The sequence below is a fragment of the Candidatus Nitrospira neomarina genome, assembly GCF_032051675.1.
In the GTDB taxonomy this organism is placed as follows: domain Bacteria; phylum Nitrospirota; class Nitrospiria; order Nitrospirales; family UBA8639; genus Nitrospira_E; species Nitrospira_E neomarina.
Window position 1 is genome coordinate 2,087,440 of record NZ_CP116968.1, and the last position, 20,076, is coordinate 2,107,515.

At 50.6% G+C, this 20,076-nt stretch carries 14 protein-coding genes; 12 read left to right on the forward strand and 2 right to left on the reverse strand.

Going from position 1 to position 20,076, the window contains the following annotated elements:
• Positions 1-464: 464 nt before the first annotated feature.
• The gene (locus PQG83_RS09135; protein ID WP_312748699.1) at positions 465-1,082 is read left to right on the forward strand and encodes a DUF4398 domain-containing protein; all 618 of its coding nucleotides are present in this window, start codon (positions 465-467) and stop codon (positions 1,080-1,082) included.
• 3 nt (positions 1,083-1,085) lie between these two features.
• Positions 1,086-2,252: a L,D-transpeptidase family protein gene (locus PQG83_RS09140; RefSeq protein WP_312748700.1), complete on the forward strand. Its 1,167-nt coding sequence runs from the start codon at positions 1,086-1,088 to the stop codon at positions 2,250-2,252.
• Positions 2,253-2,314: 62 nt separating this feature from the next.
• Here the strand turns inward: PQG83_RS09140 and PQG83_RS09145 are convergent, their stop codons facing one another.
• A complete protein-coding gene (locus PQG83_RS09145) occupies positions 2,315-2,923 on the reverse strand; it encodes a hypothetical protein (RefSeq protein ID WP_312748702.1) in 609 nt (202 codons plus the stop codon).
• On the opposite strand from PQG83_RS09145, the gene PQG83_RS09150 reads away from it, so the two are divergent.
• The 5 genes from PQG83_RS09150 (at position 2,922) to PQG83_RS09170 (ending at position 14,661) form a co-directional block, all read left to right on the forward strand.
• Complete coding sequence (locus PQG83_RS09150; RefSeq protein ID WP_312748703.1) at positions 2,922-4,889, forward strand: S8 family serine peptidase; 1,968 nt, start codon at positions 2,922-2,924, stop codon at positions 4,887-4,889. The genes PQG83_RS09145 and PQG83_RS09150 overlap by 2 nt on opposite strands.
• 619 nt (positions 4,890-5,508) lie before the next feature.
• Positions 5,509-7,569, forward strand: coding sequence for a 6-bladed beta-propeller (locus PQG83_RS09155; protein WP_312748705.1), 2,061 nt, complete (start codon positions 5,509-5,511; stop codon positions 7,567-7,569).
• A gap of 107 nt (positions 7,570-7,676) precedes the next feature.
• Positions 7,677-9,956, forward strand: a complete 2,280-nt coding sequence (locus PQG83_RS09160) for a hypothetical protein (RefSeq protein WP_312748706.1) — start codon at positions 7,677-7,679, stop codon at positions 9,954-9,956.
• A gap of 75 nt (positions 9,957-10,031) precedes the next feature.
• Complete coding sequence (locus tag PQG83_RS09165; protein ID WP_312748708.1) at positions 10,032-13,376, forward strand: PASTA domain-containing protein; 3,345 nt, start codon at positions 10,032-10,034, stop codon at positions 13,374-13,376.
• Between the two features lie 217 nt (positions 13,377-13,593).
• Positions 13,594-14,661: a hypothetical protein gene (locus PQG83_RS09170; protein ID WP_312748710.1), complete on the forward strand. Its 1,068-nt coding sequence runs from the start codon at positions 13,594-13,596 to the stop codon at positions 14,659-14,661.
• Positions 14,662-14,913: 252 nt separating this feature from the next.
• On the opposite strand, the gene PQG83_RS09175 is transcribed toward PQG83_RS09170, so the two are convergent.
• Entirely contained in the window at positions 14,914-15,045 is a 132-nt protein-coding gene (locus PQG83_RS09175; RefSeq protein WP_312748712.1) for a hypothetical protein, read from the reverse strand.
• A 67-nt stretch (positions 15,046-15,112) separates the two neighbouring features.
• On the opposite strand from PQG83_RS09175, the gene PQG83_RS09180 reads away from it, so the two are divergent.
• From PQG83_RS09180 to PQG83_RS09200, 5 genes are all read left to right on the forward strand, one after another.
• Complete coding sequence (locus tag PQG83_RS09180) at positions 15,113-15,679, forward strand: TIGR00645 family protein (protein WP_312748714.1); 567 nt, start codon at positions 15,113-15,115, stop codon at positions 15,677-15,679.
• A gap of 353 nt (positions 15,680-16,032) precedes the next feature.
• Positions 16,033-16,812 (forward strand): YkgJ family cysteine cluster protein, encoded by a 780-nt coding sequence (locus PQG83_RS09185; protein ID WP_312748715.1) that lies wholly within the window; start codon positions 16,033-16,035, stop codon positions 16,810-16,812.
• A gap of 686 nt (positions 16,813-17,498) precedes the next feature.
• Positions 17,499-18,164, forward strand: coding sequence for a hypothetical protein (locus PQG83_RS09190; RefSeq protein ID WP_312748717.1), 666 nt, complete (start codon positions 17,499-17,501; stop codon positions 18,162-18,164).
• 13 nt (positions 18,165-18,177) lie between these two features.
• Positions 18,178-19,389 carry a L,D-transpeptidase family protein gene (locus tag PQG83_RS09195; RefSeq protein ID WP_312748719.1) on the forward strand — a complete coding sequence of 404 codons (1,212 nt, stop codon included), beginning with the start codon at positions 18,178-18,180 and terminating at the stop codon, positions 19,387-19,389.
• Between the two features lie 13 nt (positions 19,390-19,402).
• Positions 19,403-20,029: a L,D-transpeptidase gene (locus PQG83_RS09200; RefSeq protein ID WP_312748721.1), complete on the forward strand. Its 627-nt coding sequence runs from the start codon at positions 19,403-19,405 to the stop codon at positions 20,027-20,029.
• Positions 20,030-20,076: the final 47 nt, after the last annotated feature.

The following is a 20,076-nucleotide window of genomic DNA, read 5'->3' on the forward strand; positions in this document are numbered from 1 at the left end:
GGGTCCTGACAATTATTTGGTGCTTCGTTTACTGACTTCGTTTAAGAAACGCACGGACAAAGTTTCTTTTCTCAGACATGATGTCCATGGGCACTCACGCATGATTCAGCCCTTTTCCTGATTTTGCATGCAAAAATAGGTCTTTTAGCTGTTCATATTTCTCATCCTCGTCTTTTTGTGGTCACAATCCTTTGGCATCTTCTTTGCTCATTGAATCTCTACTTAAAGAAAAAGCCGCTCAGGAACAGGAAGGGAACGAAAGAACTCACGTCTCTCGTATCGGAAATGTCTTACCCAAACATTCCGCGGATACACCAACGCTGTGCTTTTCAGGCAAGTCAGTGGGATTCGTTAACGAGGGCATGGAATTCGCCCCTTTCACCAACCGTGGGCCAGGCTCGTACAACCATCACCAACGGGGAGGGAATCTCCTCTCTCAATCATAAAGGAGGAAATTGATAAACATGGGAAACGTGATTCAATCATTGAAAACGGGGACTCTCGTATTGCTATTCGGCACCATGCTTATGGCCTGCGCCGAAAAACCCATTCAAGGGACGGACTCGGCCTTGCAAGCCCTTCAGGCTGCCAAGCAAGCCGGTGCGGAGAAATATGCTCCTGAATCCTTGCGTGTTGCGGAGGACGAATATCAAAAAGCCCAGGAAGAAATTGCAGCGCAAGACGATACATTTGTCATGACGCGCAACTATGATACGGCAAATGCCATCTTAGTAAAGGTCGTAGCGGATGCCGAAAAAGCCAAAACCGAGGCCATCGCAAGCAGGCAATTGGTGAAAACCGAAGCGGAAGGAGCCGTGGTACTAGCCAAAACCTCATTAGATGAAGCCAAAAATCAGTTGGCTCAAGCGCCAACGGGCAAGGGAACCCAGGCCGATCTGCAAGCCTTACGTGGCGACCTCCAAGCTGCAGAAACCACATTTGCTGAGATTGACGCCATCATGGCCATGGAAGACTATATAGGAGTCAAGGCTAAAGCCGAATCTGTTCAAGCCTTAGCAGCCCGCGTGAATGAACAGGTCGCGCAGGCCATTCAGAAGACAGGAAAACACAAGAAGGCCTAACACATGCAAGGGTGGGGCTCTGGCCGACAACCAGCCAAACGACCAGCAGTTTGGCTGGCGGCTGGAGCTCTCATCATGCTTTCATTCCTGTTTGTTGCCTGGTGGAAGGCAGAACGCCTTCCCGAAATCTTCCCACCTCAGCTTGAATCGCTCGATCGCCAGGCTTGGAGCCACGGCGCGGAAGCCTATTTCCCGGAACGATATCGCACATTTCACCAGGACATCATCGATCTTCGAACGCAATGGCGGGGAGAACAAGCACGTTGGTGGACAACCACCGACACTTATACACTTCAAGCAACCTACCAACACCTGCTGCAAGAGGGCTCGACCCTTCTGAAGGCCTCCACACACCAAAAATTCACCCGGCACCAGCAACTGACAACCGTTCTGGAGTCTGAACGTCGCCAAGTCACCCGTCTCCGTGCATTAACCGGTATATTTGATGTTCGACGAAACCTACGGACCCTATCGGGAACAGAGGGGCTACTGAACCAGGCAGCATCTCGACTCGCACAAGACAGCGATAAGCAAGCCCTTATTCTCCTCAGACAGGCAAGAGAATCTCTTGTACCCGTCGAGGCTCAAGCCATTTCCCAAATGGAACGGTATGGGACCGTCTCACAACTGGCCACGTGGAACCATTGGGTCACCAACACCCTGGATTGGTCTTCAAAGACAGGTGGCACAGCTATCGTGGTCATTAAAGCCTCCCGCCACCTCGTCGTCTATCGGAATGGAAAACCGCTACGCCGTTTTTCTAGTGATCTCGGCTTTTCAGGACTTCAGGACAAGTTGCAGGAAGGGGATGGCGCGACGCCGGAGGGACAGTTTCGTATTCTGCAAAAGAAAGGACCGGGATCCACCAAATTCCATAAAGCCCTTTTACTCAATTATCCCACCGATGCCCATCGTCAACGCTTCCAGGAGGCCAAGAACAAGGGAGGCGTGGCGGCACACCGCGGCATCGGAGGCCTCATCGAAATTCATGGCCAACAACCCGATGGCAACAGCACAACGAATGGCTGCATCGCCCTCCATAATGCAGATATGGATGTCGTCTTTCATCTTGCGGAAGAAGGGACTCCGGTGACAATCGTCGGGGCCCTACAACCGGACAATTGGGTGGTAAAAACGCTTGGTGACATCACCAACCATGCGCGCCAATGAATTGGTCTCCCTACAGATTCCCTTACCGTCCGACACCGACACGATCATTCGAAGAAAACCTTTTAAGGTGGTGCATTCGACAGGGAATTGTCGGATGACCGCTGCACCCGCTTTATCAACATTTGGGGTTCTACCAGTTCCACATCATTGAGATCACGCAACTTTGCAATACTATTAAGCGCCGTGGCAATATTTCCGTCCCGGCTCCGAAGCCATGCGGCATGAGGTGCATAGGAAAGTGATTCACGAATGGAGAAGCCACACGCTTCAATTTCTTTTTGCCGAACCTCGACAGAAATCTGTGGCCGGAAACGAATAAACACATTGCCGGACGGCACTCCTTGCGGACCATTGGGCTCAAGACGATAGACCGGTGTCACTATCAGGTCGGATGGAAACTCCGACAAGGCCGAAATCTCACCTCGGCACACGTTGATGACCGGATCATTAAAAGAGTACAACACCGAAGTATTCAAGGCCGGAGGCACTGACCCATGAACCGCAAAGCAGTCAGATTCACGAACATAGACACGGGACAAGGCTTGGGCCTCTACCCTCATCCTGAGAGGAAAGGAAGAAAAGAGATCGTTCACAGCCATGAGCCATTCTACGAAGGAATGCGAAGCAAGTCCACGCATCATTGTGTAGTCAAACAGAAGGAGAACACCCATGCTGTCATTTCGTTATGGAGGACAAAACGGGAAAGCGTTCAAACTGAAAACCGATGAAGAGCTCGTGGTGGTGCGAACGGAGAGTCGTCGACCATTGGAAGCCGCCGCTCAGTCAACGCGAGCTCGGCAGGCACTGGACAATCTTGAGCCCGTGCACCGGTTTCACCATGCCGGCGTGGAAATCTTTCGATATCCCCAAGCCGTTCGACGCGCAAGCGCGCGAGGAGCCATCCGCACCACCATACAATCCGTAAAAGACGTCCAATTTGCCGGACGAGTCCTGGTCGACCCTCAATCAAAACAACCTGTTCTGTACACTGAAAATCTTTTCGCAAAATTTGATGATGACCTGGCGGAATCCACTTGTCGGAAAATCCTAAAAGCCTGCGGACTTAGAATCAAACGGGTGTTGGAATATGCTCGCAATACCTTCTTTATCGAAGCGCCAGAGGGCACAGGACAGAAAGTGTTTGCCATAGCCGAGAGTCTCTTGCAGCATAAACATGTGGAGCTCTGCCACCCTGAACTTGTCAGACAAATGGGATGGCGCACAGCGTTCCCACAACAATGGCATTTAAAAAAGACCACGATTGATGGAACGGTCTATGATGCCCATGCCAACGTGGAGGCAGCCTGGGCACTCAGTGAGGGAGAGAATATCACTATCGCAATCATTGATGACGGCATGGATCTTGATCACGAAGAGTTTGCCGGTTCAGGAAAACTTATCGCTCCTCGCGACGTAACTCGCGCCACGGACGATCCTCGACCCGGCAGCCGGGATAATCATGGAACCGCCTGTGCAGGCGTCGCCACCGGCAACGGTTTTCATGGTGCCTCCGGAGTCGCTCCCAAAGCCCGATTAATGGCCATCCGGTATGTATCTCCGTTAGGCTCACAAGCCGAGGCTGATGCATTTATCTGGGCCGCCCAACATGGCGCGGATGTCATTTCCTGTAGCTGGGGTCCGGAGGATGGCGCCTGGTGGGATCCGCGCGACCCGCTCCATCACACCGTCGTGCCCCTACCGGATTCCACTCGTCTTGCTATTGATTGGGCCGTCGCGAATGGACGCAACGGAAAAGGCTGTGTGATCACCTGGGCCGCCGGAAACGGCAACGAAAGTGTCGATAACGATGGTTATGCCAGTTATGAAAAAGTAATTGCCGTGGCCGCCTGCCACGCCAAAGGGAAAAGGAGTGCCTATAGTGATTTCGGCAAGGCAATTTGGTGTACCTTTCCCAGCAACGATACCATTCTCCCCATCCCGGGAATCTGGACCACCGATCGCTCAGCATCAGCAGGATATAATCCCGGACAAGTCAGTCGAGGCGATGCGGCAGGCAATTATGTCAACGATTTTGGCGGCACATCAAGCGCATGTCCCGGTGTCGCCGGGGTGGCCGCCCTCATTCTCGCTCGCAACCCTTCCCTGCGATGGGATGAGGTCAAAGATCTGCTCAAACGCTCGTGTGATCAAATTGATCCAAGCGCTGGCAGATATGACACCAACGGCCATAGCACCTTATATGGGTATGGCCGGATCAATGCCAAACGTGCGGTAGAATTGGCTGCACCGGCCATTCCAACTCCCACCACTGTGCATACCTCAACCGCCATCATTCCCATTCGCGACCTTCAAACGTCACAACTCTCTCTTCAAGTGGCCGAGACCACCCCCCTTACCTCCGTCAAGATCGGAGTGGATATCGAGCATTCGTATATTGGTGATTTGATCATTAAGGTGGTACCCCCCAATTCAACAGGAGTATCGTCCATTGTGCTCCATAATCGAATTGGAGGCGGCACAAATAATATTCACACCACCTATGATGTCACCACGACCCCTGACCTCCTGGCATTCGTCGGCAAAAATCCAAAGGGAAAATGGTCCCTGACGGTTCAGGATAAAGCAAAACTTGATACCGGGCGCATCTTACAGTTTTCAGTGACCCTGATTTTCTGATGGAGCCCTGGCCCGGCCAGTGGCAATAAACTTCGATCACTTTCTGGAGAGGTATTGCCCTTCTTTCAGACAAATTCCGTCTAATCAAGTCACGGGCTGCCGTCGCAAAATCACCCCGGCTATCCAGGCAATCGGGGAATAATGGACAATAGATCGCAAATTATTCGAAATGGGAGAGAGCATATCTTTACTGATTGAATGAGTTTCCCCCTCTATATACGGAGGGAATCTATGCGTCCCGGCTTCACACCCCACGAGCAAAAATTATTTGGTGTTCAAAAAAAGCCGCATTTTCCCTTGTGATTCCAGCCTTCAATACGTAAAATCCAGAGGAAACGAAACATTCACACTTGTGAGGGAATTTTCCTGGATGGAGACAGGAAGGGTTTCTTGGGCATTAATCACAAGTTGGTCTCAAGCCACTCCGGCATGTGAGTCCGGCGTTCCCTCTTAGCGAGCTTCTCCAAATTGTCAGTATTCCGTTGAAGAAATCGCAAAGAGGACTCCTTTGAAAAATATTTTCCTCCCACTTTCCAGCTTCTATCTTTCAAGCACATTCAGCGTTCTTCTGTTGACTGGCGTCCTTATAGCTCCTTACCAATCTTTAGGATTTGAAAAAGTGGAGTACGTCCAAGAATTTCGCGCGGGACTTCAAGAACCCGTCGACGTCGCCCTTGCCGTTAATGGCGATGTGTATGTGTTAGACAAAGAAGCTTCTAAGATCTTTGTCTTTGATGCTTCCGGGAAACCTAAATTCGACTTTGGGAGACCAGGTTCCGACCCCGGCCAATTGGACGAGCCCGAATCACTTGCCATTTCTCCAAAAGGCCAGGTGTTTGTGGCGGACACAGAAAATGACAGGATTCAGGCCTTCGATGCTTCTGGGAAATTTTTATTTCACTTCGGATCCTCCGGCAATCAACCGGGCCAGTTAAATAATCCATCCGGGTTGGCCATCGATCAATTTGGAATGGTCTTCGTAGCCGACCGAAAAAACCAACGGATTCAAAAGTTCAGCTATCGCGGCATTTTTTTGCAGGCCTTTCCACTAGACACTGCCCCAATAGACATTGCCATCGATCCAGAAGGAAATGTATTTGCCTTGGTGCCCGGCAAACCGGAAATTGTCAAAATTTATCCCCATACGCAAAAACGGGAATGGGTCTTTCAATCCGTCCAGAAGCCTGACTTCCTCAGTTCGGGAAGAGGCATGGCCGTAGACATAAAAGGAGATGTGTATATCAGCGAACGATCTGATCACAGCATTAAAAAAGTGGATACAAAAGGTAGCCTGCTGGTGACCTTTGGGTCAGGGGGTGAAGGACGGGGCCAATTCGATGACCCCAGCGGGTTGGCTGCTGATGAACAAGGGAATATCTATATCGCCGATTCCGACAACCATCGGGTGCAAGTGTTTCATGTGGCAGGAAGTCAGAAGCACACCATGATGGTTCAAACCCTATCTCCGCCGATTATCGAATTCGAGTCCCTACTCAAGGCTGAGGAGGCCATCACAGACCTCTTTTATGTCCCAACAAAAGGGCTGCATGTTCTCTCTCAGGAGCGGGATCATATTCTGCGAATCGGCTCCCCAAATCAGGTATACGGAAGGGAAGGAACTAAACCAGGGGAATTTGATGCTCCCATGGCTTTGACAGCCTCTGCAGATGGAATACTGGCGGTAGCGGATACCGGCAATGATCGTGTGCAACTACTCGATCCAGAAGGGGCCTCTTTAAACCATTTTGGCAAATCAGGAGAAAAAACAGGACAATTCGATGAACCGGCCGGCATTGCCATCAGCAAGAAAAATTTAATCTATGTGGCCGATACGGAAAACCATCGAATACAAATTTTTAATTCGGAGGGCATTTTTCTCACGAGTTTTGGCCAGGAAAGTGACAAAATTACACCACAGACACCGGAACATGGAAAATTTAATAATCCAACATCTCTGGCAATCAACTCACAACACCAGGTGTATGTGTTGGATGCCAACAATCACCGAGTGCAACTGTTCGAGGAAGAAGGACAGTTTATCAAGGTGATCGGATCAAAGGGCCGGAACCCAGGCCAATTCCTGGAACCCGTTGATATCACCGTGGACGAACAGGACCATCTCTACGTCGCCGATCGGGGAAATCATCGAATTCAAGTGTTTGATTCCCAAGGCCACCTTATTTTCATGTTTGGTACATCAGCAGCAAAGCAGATATTCGGGTTTTCATTTTGGGCGCATCCAGAGTCCCAACCAGGAAATTTCCCCACGTTGTCTTCGATTGCCGCGTTCCAAGAAAAGGTCTATGTAGCGGATTTTCATTCCGAGCATATCCAGGTTTTCCGGTTTTATCCAACCGGCTTGGTCAAGGAGGAGCGATTTTTTCTAACCAAGTCCGCTTTCCCTCCTCATGAGGGCTCCAAAGATGCGACAGAATCACAACGCTTAGCCCAGGAATCAGCTCTCCAGCAAGCCTTGGAGGAATTGACCGTGAAAACCGGACTAACGAAAATTCAACTAAAAAACGCTCTTCGCATTGAACGGATCGAATCACTTTCCACTGGAGCGATTCAAGTAACGGTCAGCGTACCAAAGCAATTCGTTAGTGGGGACCCGTCTAACAAACCTTCAGATCCGGAAAAAGAAGAGCCCACGAAATCTGAGGAGTTTATTCTGCAATAGGGACAACACTTCTAAACTCCACCTTCTCGGGCTAAGGAGCTGCAGAGAGGAAATGTTTTTCATTTTCCTGAAAAGCCTAAGCCCTAAATTTGGTATGGGAGAAAGTGATGAATAATCAAGGACGGATTGCCACTCGCATAATCGTTGGTCTCTTATTGGTGCTGTTTGGAAGTGGGTGCGGGTCAATAAAGGAGAGCTTCGATGGGGCCACCTCAACCCTCACGGAGGGGATAGACAATGCGACATCAGCAATTGGACTGGGGAATGACGAGGCTTATGAAGAAGGAAAAACTTATTTAGAAGCTCAAGCCTATGATCAGGCTATTTTGAAATTTGAGGAAGCACTAAAAGAGAACCCGGACGACACCAGGATTCAAACTGATTTGGCTCAAGCCAAATCCTTTGCCGCAGCCCAACACTTTGAACGGGGCAAAGCGCTCACAGAGAAGCACGAAATCAACGGGGCCTTAATCGCTTTCGAAAAAGCCACATCTTACCAACCGGCCAACACCACCTACGCCACACGATATCAACAAGAAAAGGAGAAATACGCCAAGTTAAAAGGAGAGATACTCCGGCTTGTCCAGGAAGGGGAGGAGTCGAAACAATGGGATCAGAGTATCAGGGGGCTGGAATCGATGAAACGATACGAGTCCTCATTTCCGGAATTGGCCACCCACATTCAGCATACCCGCCAACAAGCCTCCGAATACCATGAAGGTCGATCTGATGCACATCTTCATCAGCAAGCCTTTCAAGAGGCGGCCCAGGAAATTCAAAAAGCCGCTGAGTATGACCAAAATTCCTCTATCAGTCTCAAGAATAAGGCGCGACATCATTTGTTATTAGCTAAGCAAGCCTGGGACCAGAACAAGTATTTCCTGGGCTACGAAGAAATGCAGAAAAGTCTGGAATTTGAGCCACAGAACCCGGAAATTAAAAAATTCCACGCCCATCTGGTCGACCAGTGGACGGATATCCTTTACAACGAAGCGGTTCAAGATCAGAACACGGGAAACTTACAGGGGGCAAAGGACAAGCTTTCTCGGATTTCCAAGCTCAAGCCGGGATATCTCAATGTGGAATCGCTGTTATCGGAGTTGCAAGGAAATTTAGCGGCGACCTATTACACCAAGGCCGACTCGCTTATGCGGCAAGAGGATCGTACTCGTCTGGGATTGGCCCTAGCCAATTATTTAATCGTTCGTGAACAGCATGATTCCCAATACCAGGACCTAGAGGAGAAAATCGCCCTGGTCAAAAAAATGCTGTTGGAAGAAGTCCAACTGCGGATAGCCGTGCACTTTGACAATAAATCCTCCGAGTCTGGTGCCGGAGGGGTGGTCTACAATCAACTATTAGATCGCTTGCGAAACTCGGAAAGACTGAAAAATTTGACCCTGATTGACCGGGAAGTGATCGATCAAATTCTACAGGAGCAGGCTCTGGGACAGGGATTTTTGGATCCGTCCACCAGTCCACAGGTTAAAAAAATAAAGGGTGCGCATGGAGGAATTTTCGGCGAAGTCCTGAGGGCCAGAGTCAAAGAAACCGGGAGAGATCAACCGACATTCGGCAGCTCCACCTATGTCAGCGGGACCCGATTGGTCCCGAACCCAGAATATGAACCGAGAAGACAGGCAGTCGGCTCGGCTCGACAGGATATGGTCCTTGCCCAACAGGAATTGACCAACGCCGAAGTCCAATCCAAACAGAGTCAAGCCAACATGATGGCAACGCAGCAGCAACTGAACCAATCGCCAGGATCTCAAAAAAGTCAGGCCCCGATAGCCATTGGAAGCATTCTGCAGGGGCTGGGTTCGGTGGCCGGAGTGAAAGCGGCACGTTCGCGGCTTACGAATGCACAAAATCGATTACGATTTTCGGAGGATGAGCTTGCCCGCACCCCTCCCACACTTGAAGAAGAAATCACTGATAGTTTTCGCTATCCCATTTATGATCTCAAATTAGAGGGAGAGGTGATGCTAGCTTATCGCTTTGTGAATTTCACCACCTCTGAAGTGGGAGATTCTAAAACCATTACTAAAACCGATGAAATTTTAGACCGCTACGTACAGGGGGATCCCGGGAAAGGAGTCAATAGCGACCCCAATGAATTGCCCGCCAAAGAAGAATTTCTTCAGAAGCTCCTAGCCCAAGCCATTGAAGGGGCCGCTCAGGCCATCGAGGATAAAATGGCGAATTTTTCGGAGTCCTACTATGAAGAAGGGAAAAAAGCCGAAGAACATGGGTTGGAAGAGGAGGCTATTGAAAATTATATGCGGTATATGTATTCAACCTCCGATCTTAGCGCCTCAACCGTGCAACATGCCAATCAATATATTTATGACAAAATGGGTGTACTCATTATCCGTCGGAAAACGTAGTGGGGATATTCCGGTATGGGTAGAAAGACCAAATGGGTTTCTTCCATTAATGAAAACCCGAGGGACCCACACTCCATGACCGTACACGAACAATGGCATGAACAACCTTGGTCATCCATGAAAGGGATCGTGAGTCTCTCTGCTTTTGTGGTTTTGCTCTCTTTGTACGGGTTAGCCATGGGGGTTGAAACCGAGAAGCCTGGTGAATACACCATTTTGGATGCAGACCGGCACCTTAAGACGATACTAGGGGAATTGCCGATCTATGAACCCACCACCAACACATTTACTCCCGCAGTTCCCCCTTCATCAACGCTTAAACAGGCAGTCACCAATCTCGAACCCGAATGGAATCGACTGTATGACAACAGCGATCTGCACGATGTCCCGCCGCCCGGACGGGCTAACATACTCCAACGCTGTGACGATCTGAAGAAACATCTTACAGGGCCTATTCAGACCAAGCATACATTGGAGACTGAACGGCTCACACTCGAACAGCGGGAACGCTTCGTGGATAGTGCTCGCAAACAAGTCGAATTACGAAATTGGACGGAATTTGTCTTTGCCATGGGCAACCTGGGGAAGGAGGCGTTTAATTCTTTCAAAAAGATCCTTTCCCCTTCTCCGAAAGATGTGAAAAAGCTGTATGAAGCCCTTGCCCTTGTCAAAAAAATGATTCAGAGTGCAAGAAAGCCCACGGTCAAGAATCCCGGGGGCACGGCAATTAACTCGGCAGATGCTATAAAACTTGGCGAGAATGGGAACAAGTATTTTGTTGAAAAGCAAGCCGAGATCACTAAGAGAGTCAATGACTATATCATGAACCGCAAATTCACCGAGAAGGAATTACGAAACCCTGAGCAGATTCAAAAGGAAATTTTCATTCTTATCCGTGATTACCTCAAGTCTCTGGCAGTTGCTGAGCGCGGTGACCTTCGACTACGGATTCAACAAATCGATATAGAATTAAAAAAATACGCACAAATTACCTTGCCTGCGGGAGCCTTTAGTTTTGTTGAGTACGAACCCCTGTGTAAAAAGATTCGTGATCTCAAAGATTGGAATATTCGAACCATAGAAGGGTTGAGAATTGACCCGCCAAAAGTCCGGATCGAAGTAGGAGAAACAACAAAACAGTTTAAGGCCATTGGAAAATATTCTAGTGGAAAAGGAAGAGAGGTGGACGTCACCGACATGGTGAATTGGCCTAAAGGTCATTCCTTTACCGGAAACAAGCCAGGAAAGTTCACTTTAACAGCCGAATATCGGAGTCTCACGAGCACTGCTGAAATTATGGTCGTTCCCTCTACACAGCCGGTGCCTTCCGCAGCCCACCCCACAGGGAAATGTCCCGCGGGAAAAATCGAAGTGCCCTATGTCATACGAATGCAAAAGACGAATGCAGAAGGTGTTGTGAATGGCCTTGGTCTGCGCTTACCGGTCGTAGGGCAAGAGCCGAGCAACCATTTCAATCCTGGTGAGATCACGGACCAGGTTCCGTATGCAGGCGATTGTGTCGACCCGAATACGGAAATTAAGGTCAAACTTGCTTTGGAAGTACCTGACGCACCCGTAGGCCCATTCCGTGCGGAATTGAACTGCGGGAGAGCTATAGAAATAGAGGCCGGGGCTGAGCCTTCAAGGATATGTGGAATCGTCGTGCGGGGATGGAAGCCTGAGGGAAAGGTTTCTGTCACTGTAACACCGATTCCAAAGCGCAGTGGAATACGGATTTTCCCGGGAGACATGTCACAAGAAGCCTTCAATATGCATACCACCGGTCCCTCGGATTTTCATGACAGGTATATTTTCGAACAGCTCATCAGTGCGAAGGGGATTGCTCAGGAAGGAGTGACCACTATCGTTTTTGATGTGAGCCAGGAAGGGTACGGCCGAGTAAGCCTCCCTTTGAATATTTCGGTCTTACCAAGCGGACGGGCTCCAAGTCGCGGCGGAGGCGTGCGACCACCGGTTGAACCGGCAACGGGTTCTTCCGAAGGCCTCTATTGTGTCTGGCGATCCAAGTCATTCGGAGATGGTCCAAACTGCTTTGATATTAATCGCGCTCAATGTGACAATCCGAGGTATGCCGGAAACCCAAAGTATGAGCGGGTAGGTTCAGGCTTGACGCCCATTGAGTCAGCAGCCTTGGCTTCCCGGCTAAGCCCTTATAAAGGCGATGCCTATGGCTGCCGTAGCAACACCTCGGGCAATTCAGATCCAGAAGGAGGCCATGATCCCGGCGGAGGGGCAGGTACTGGTGAGGGACAAGGTGCGGGTGGGACATCAGGCTCTGGCAGTGACGGAGACACCGGAGAGGATGCGGGCACTGGAGACGGTGCAAGCATCGGAGAGGGTGAAGGCACTGGGGAAGGCGAAGGCACTGGAGACGGTGAAGATACCGAAGAGAACCAGGCAGCGAATGGAGGGGAAGAAGATAGCGATTTGTTAGCAGGATTTCCAGACGTACCAGGGGATGCACCACCGACTGATGATGGGCCGATAACCCCCGAACAGGCCGAAGCGGTGGAAGGGTTTGGAGAGAATGGCTCCACCAGTCACTTGCCCCCTTCTGACCCGGATCAGATGGTCAGCGATGATTCAGATGCCACGCCCCCCATGGATATCGCCGCAGTGGCCCAAGCCGACAAAGACCAAGACGAAGCCCGCAATCGCGACCGGGAAGGAATCCAGAGAGAGGCAGACCGACAAGCGGGTAACGATCGCCAAAGGATTAATCAACAAAATGCGCAAGACCGACAAACACAGGACGCGGCGGCCCAGCAAGGAGTGGCACAAGCGCAAGCCCAAGGGCAAGTGATGATCGATCAAACCAACCAGAATGCCGATCCCATTATGAGCGGTCAGGATATGGCCGGAGCCATCAATACAATTCAGCAAGAAGGGGATGACAAGATCCAAGCCATTGATGATCAAATTCGCCAAGGGTTAGGGGGAAGTGGTCAAGGAGCCGGAGGATCGGGATCTACCCGCCAGCCTCTACCACCACCCTCTTCAATGGGAACAGGCCCGGTGGACACCGCCGTAGTCCAGTGTAATACGAAGTATGGTTCAGGAGGTGATAATCCTGGCTTTTTCACGATCGACTTTAATGGAGCAACCGGGGTGGCACAATTTGTATATGATACCGAAAGCATCAAGGATGAAATGGAAGTGAATGCGGGAGGGGCTTCTTTTAATACGACATGCCGTAGTAACGGCGAAAAAGTGCCCATCACGATCCCATCGCCGAACACGCCGGTGACTGTGACGGTGAAGCCCAATTGTGCGTGCAAGAAATCAAAATGTACAGGGACCAGTTGGAGTTTCACCTTTCATTGTCCCAACCAAGCCGGATCGCCAAACGGGGGGCTATTACCGAGAGGAAATCCTACTGGGGGTCTTTTTGGGCAATAACGACAAAAAAAACTTATTCCTTAACAATGGACAAAGGCTTTCCTTGAAAACGAATTGGACTGCCATCGACCTATTATTGGGGTACACCTCCAGTAGAAAACCCATACATGCCTTGTTGTACGTTGTGTTGATGTTGTGGTGTACCTTCCCATACCTTTTTCCACCTACCGTACTCGCTGAAACTTTCACGACATTTTCCGGAAAGGGGTCCGCTATAGTGATTGAGGGCAATCAGTCGCGTGCCCAAGAACTGGCCCACCAATCGGCTTTAAGAAAAGCGATTTCCCAGGCTATAGAAAGTGAAATCCAAAAAGGTACAAAGGAAGAGCTTCAGTACCAGGTTAAGAAAGTCGGCCTGCTGAAAGAACCCTATCCCTACCTGATGACCCAAAAAGTCATTGAGTCCGGAATGGAAGGCAAACTGTTGACGGTGTCCTTGGAAATTCAAGTGGATTCTGAGGCTCTCACCAGATTCCTTGGACAACAGGGAATTCTTGCAGAACGGATGGAGGAACAGAAACGAAAAGAATGGCCGATGATCATGGTCCTAGTCGGAGAGGAAATCAACGGCAAGGAACATCGCCCATCATTTTGTGGCACGATGCTAACGAAAACCTTACTTGGCGAAGGATTCTCTTTGGTTGACGAAGAGGCCATTCAACGAAGCATCCAACATGATCAAGCTGTCCAAAGCCTATTAAGAGGGAATCAGAAAGCCGCCGCGGCCATGGCATTACAATATGGAGCAGGCATTGTCATTTCCGGACGAGCGGTAGTCACCAAGTCCGGATTAAAATCAGGCCCCATGCAAGTGCATGGGGCCAATGTCACCTTACAAGCACTTCATTCTGATTCAGGGGAAATCTTCGCTTCGGCCATCGGGGATGGCTTCTATCCACATGTAAATATGATAACGGGTTCACAGAAAGCCGTAGAGGAGGCCACGCAGAAGGCACTAAAAAGTCTTCTTGAAGACTTTCAACGACAATTAGAAACCTCGGCCTCCACACTCCTGGTTTCCATTAGCGGGATTACCTATGGGCAGCTGGCCTACCTAAAAAAAATTCTTAGAGAAAATTCCCGTTTCCCTAATTTGACCGATATTCAACAAAAAAGTTTTCAGGGGCAAGTAGCTAAACTTCAATTCACCATTACCAACAGCCCACAAGAGTTTACGGATCGTCTCGCCACCTATGATTTTCAGAAATTCGCCCTAAATGTCCTCAGCTATTCTCCACGAAAAGTTGATTTTGCCCTGAACCTGAAGCCCTTTTCCTCCCGGTAAAGAGGTTGAGCCCCATCCGCTTCCCCGTCCCCAGAAAACCTGTGTGTAAAAGAAGAAAAGGTATCTCGTCCATTTTCACGCATGTCTCGTGAGGACGGCCTTTCGGAGATTTTTTCAATCAGGCTTGATCTGCAGAAAACTCTCCCATTATATTTGCCATACCAAGATGGCAATTCTAGTCGATTGTTGTAAAGCTACCTGCTTTCCCATTACTCGCCACAACCGTGCTCATTCCTGCACACTCGTGAACGTTCACTCTCCCCGCTCAACAGCAGTTAACCAACTTGGAATGATGAGTTCTTTTTTATTCTCGGTCGTCACATCCAAGGTCAACGGAAACTGATCTAAAACCAAAAATGTTTTTCCCTGCATGGAGTCGGACACGACCATGTCCCAAACTTGCCGGGAGATCCCGGCGATATGATTAACACTTTTCTCTAAGGAGGTTCCTATGTCCCAATCCCCAACTTCACCGGATTCTCCTCTCGGTTCACCACCGGAAGACATTCCCCATTGGATCGAACACGCATTCGAAATGGGCATTTTTGCCAGCCGATGGATACAAGCACCCTTATATGGTGGATTGATCCTCGCTGAAGTGCTCTATGCATGGAAATTCCTGACCGAACTATGGCACATGGTGCACGACATTGGGGACCTCACCGAAACCGTGTTTATGTTAGGAATCCTCACCCTGGTGGATATCACCATGGTGGCCAATCTGCTCACCATGGTCGTCATCGGAGGATATGCAACATTTGTCAGTAAAATAAGTCTGGAAAGTCATCCTGATCGACCGGATTGGCTCAGCCATATTGACCCGGGCACGATCAAAGTGAAACTCGCAGCCTCGTTGATTGGCATTTCCAGCATTCATTTACTCAAAGCCTTCGTCAACATTGCCAATGTGCCCATTGAACATATTCAATGGCAACTCATTATCCATCTGACCTTTTTAGGCTCAGCCATCTTGTTAGCCTGGACCGATAAAATCATGACCAGGGTGAAACCCCATTAGCGCTATGGCACGGGCTGAAATGGCAAGCAGGCCCTCTCTTCTCTGCCTTCTCTGGCAACCGCCAAAGGGGGCAGAGACCACGGGTCCGCTACACGCCATACCCAGCAGCCAACCAGTCCCCCAATCGGGCTTGAAGCTCTGGAGTGCTCAGGACAGGACAGATGCATTCGAGAAAACAGCTCACAGGAATGCTTTTTCAGCTCACGGTTCTAAGGAGAAACGACAGCGTTTCTTTTTGCCACGATTTCTTCTACAATTTCCATGGAATCTGCTTTCCCGAGAAAGTCGAATCCGTTGTCTCACAGCGTTTCTTTCTATTCGTTAAACAGAGTTCTTCCCCAATAGATTGTCTCATGGAATCTTCTACCCCTCACGAATCCTACAACCTGGATATTCACACCCCTGCCGGACATCTGACGGCGTCGGTTGCGGTACCGACCGGATTCATTCTCATTACCGACATTATCCCCCTCATGCAATCACTTGGAGAACAAGCTCACCAGCTGGCCATCGACAACACCACTCAAACCGGTGCCACCATATCCTGCCAAAAAGGCTGCGCCGCCTGCTGTCGCATGATGATTCCCGTCGCCCCTCCGGAGGCCCTTGCGCTCCTGTCGGTTGTTGAAGCCCTCCCTTCTCCGAAAAAGGAGCGGTTGCTTGAGCGATTTCAGGCGGCTCAAAGGACCTTGCGTGAGGCCGGCCTGGAGGAGGGGTTACAACGATTGGCTTTTTCTGAGGATCAAGGCACCGATGAAGAATTGGAACCTCTTAATCGGGCGTACTATGCGCTGCGAATGCCCTGTCCATTTCTGGAAGATGAAATCTGCTCAATCTATGAACAGCGGCCATCCGCCTGCCGGGAATTGCTGGTCACTTCCCCTGCGGAACTTTGCCAAGACTTGATACGAAACCCCATCCAACTGATTCCTTCCCCGTTTCGAATCGGGACGGTTCTGAGCAAACTTTGGACGGATTGTTACCAGGGCCCGGTTCGTCTCATTCCCCTCCCCTATGCACTGGACTGGGCCACAGTCTATAAAACCCAGAACACCCGAACCTGGGCCGGGCCTGAACTGCTGAGCCGGGCCTTGGATGCCGCGGCGCAATATTTACAACGCCAATCCCCCTAAGAGGCACAAAGCCCCTCCTGTTTCGTACACGAATCAAAGGTCCTTTGTGCGTGCCTACCGAGTATCAACCAGCACCGGCAAAAGAATGGTAAGAGCGGGATCAAACCTCTGCCCTTAAGCCGGAAACCATCCCCGGACCTCCATCGAAACGCCGGAAAATATTTCACGGAGACACTCCAAATCTGAACCAAAATTTTCGGGGAAAATGGACAAGATTTCTTTCCTTGGACAGGATGTCTCTGCGCATGATGTTCTTGCGAGAGATTTCACCGCCTTAACTCAAAAAAATGCAGGAATTCCCCCTGCACAGGAGATCAAAATCTGGCATTACCTTTGCTGATATATTCAAGAGTAGTAAGCCATGACGGCTTACCTAACCTTTAAAGGAGGTGTTACTGTGAACCAATCAAATCCAAAAGACCCCAAAAAGGGTATGCCAATCGGCAAACCGACTGCCGCCCCGAGCCCCGCGAAGCCACAGCAAAACCCGGCCAAAAAGCCAATGGGCAAATAGGTATCCGGACGATACCCGATACCTGCGATTCACGACCTTTTACCATCAAGGAAAAGGCCCCACCTGTTCAGATTTAGATTCGGGCGAAAACAAGAGGGGCCGGAATGGTTCGGCCCCTCTTCCTCCTAAAGAAAAACCGGCCTTCCTGACTGATAAGGATACCCCAATCATCGTGACTGAAAGAATCCAAATCAACGCTGGCTGGAAATCCCTCAACGGGCACATACCTCGAACCCTTGACCTTCCCTGGGGCAGACATGCGCTTTTCCTGACCTGGCTGCTCTTGACCGGTTGCGCAGAACCGCCTATCTCCCAATTGAACGCAGCCACCCAAGCTCTTGAAGACGCGAGAATATCAGAAGCCGAACATTACGCAATCGAGAGATTCGCTGAAGCAGAAACGGCATTTCGACAGGTACAACAAACGCTGGATCGACAGGAAGATCGGATGCCGCTCTTTCGTAATTATGATCCTGTCATCACAATGCTGTCGGAAGTCTTCAACAGCGCAACCCAGGCCAAAATCGAAGCCATTGCCAATAAAAAGGAGTCCAAAGCCAATGCCGAGGTGGCTCTCGCCTTTGCCAAGCAGCATCTTCAAGATGTTCGTGCGCTCCTGGCAGACGTTTCCGCTCACACGCCTGATCACGGGGAGCTGGACCAACTTCTACAAGCGTTTCAGGACACGGAAACCCTCCTCGCTGAAATCGAATCCATTATGGCACAAGAACACTTCATCGACGTGATGACCACCTCCCATTCCGTAGAATCTTTTGCCACTCGAATTCAAGCACAGATTATCTCTGTCAAACGGCTTGCCGCAAAGCAACACGTCTAACAATGGGGAATGTATGATCACTCCGCCAACCAGGTTTCAGTCGGCCTGGCGTCGGCGCTGGATGATCACGCTCATGCTGGTCCTGCTTCCAGCGTTGACGTTTGCCTGGTGGGGCCACACGGACTATCCCGACACGTTTCCTTCACTGGTCGAAGATTTGGACCGACAGGCGTGGGTAAACGGCGCAGAGACCTTGTTTCCTGATCGATATCAACAATTCCATACACAAGTGCTCGAGCTCCGTTCCCAATGGCGGACAGAGGCCAATCACTGGTGGACAACCGGCGACGCAGAACAGTTCAACCAGACCTATCAACAACTGGTGGAAGAAGGCTCTCTGCTGATTGAAGCCTCTCGCCAAAAAATCACTGCCCTGCGCTTGGAGGCCGAGGAGCTCCTTCAGCCTGAACAGGCGCAACTCACACGGTTGCGAGCGCTTTCTCATGATTTCGACCTGGAGGACGACATGCTGGCACTGTCCCAGGCAGAGGGATTGCTTCGAGAAAGTGTGTTGAGATTGGAGCAGGGACAATACATGCAGGCCAGGTCAGCCGGAGAGCAGGCAATTGAACATCTCCGCCGCGTGGAAGCCCATGTCGTCACACAAATGAACCGCTATACAAACGAAGCCCAAATTGCCCGCTGGGAAGAATGGGTCACGCAAACCATACAACGATCAGTGGGCACAGCCGTCATTGTCCTCAAGGCACCCCGTCGCCTTCTCGTCTACCAACACGGCCGGGTCGTTGCGGAGTATCCGGCACGGGTGGGATTTTCAGGATTGGCCGACAAGCTTTACGAGGGAGACGGCGCCACGCCGGAAGGACAGTTTCGCGTGATGCACAAAAAAGAAGGACCGGGGACCATCTATTATAAAGCGTTACTCTTGGACTATCCCACGATAACCCACCAACAACGTTTCGACGAGGCCAAAGCCAATGGCCTGGTACCTCAGAACCGGTCAATCGGCAGCCTGATTGAAATTCATGGCGAAGATCCCAATAACGAAGAAACCACCAACGGGTGCATTGCCTTGGAAAATTCCGCGATGGGTGACGTATTCGAGCGGGTAAAAGTCGGGACGCCTGTCACCATCGTAGGGGCACTGAACCAGGACAATGACGTCGTGACCTCCTTACACCAGCTGGAAGTCCATATTCAGGAACGGTATGTACGGTGGCACAAACCCCGTACGCGTGCCGCCTCCTTCGCCCGCACAGAATAACATGACATCCTTCATGCCCCCCCACTCACGCCAGACACTTCTACTGAGCCTGCTCGTCGTCCTGACAACGGTACTGGCCGCTTCTCCTCCCCAGGCTCCAAAGCGCACCCCAGCCGTGGTCCCGGTGACGATCCACCCCCAGGAAGCACACATCCCGTTTTATCCTTCCGCTCCCGGTCTCCTTGCCACGGCACCCAAGGGCCTCTACCTCGTGGTCGATACGGCTCAAAATCGGGTATCCCTTCGAAAGGGCAATCGAATTCTCTACAGTGCCGTGGCTTCAACCGGCAGCGGGGCACGACTGCAAGATCCCCGCAATCCCGGTAACGGATGGGTGTTTGATACTCCGCGTGGAGTATTTACGATTTCCAGTAAAATTAAAAATCCGGCCTGGAACAAACCCGATTGGGCTTTCATTGAAGAGGGACAACCCATTCCAACCAAACCCCAAGACCGGATTGAAACGGGCGTGCTGGGAGACTATGCCCTTGGTTTCGGCAATGGCTATTTCATCCATGGCACGCTGTATACGCGAACGCTGGGCACCAACGTCACCCATGGCTGCATCAGACTCGGCGATGAACCGCTTAAATATGTCTTTCACCACGTGCCCCTTGGCACCACCCTGATCATCTATTGAATCCTCACAAGCCGTTTTTCATCCACTGGCCACTCCAAACCACCAGC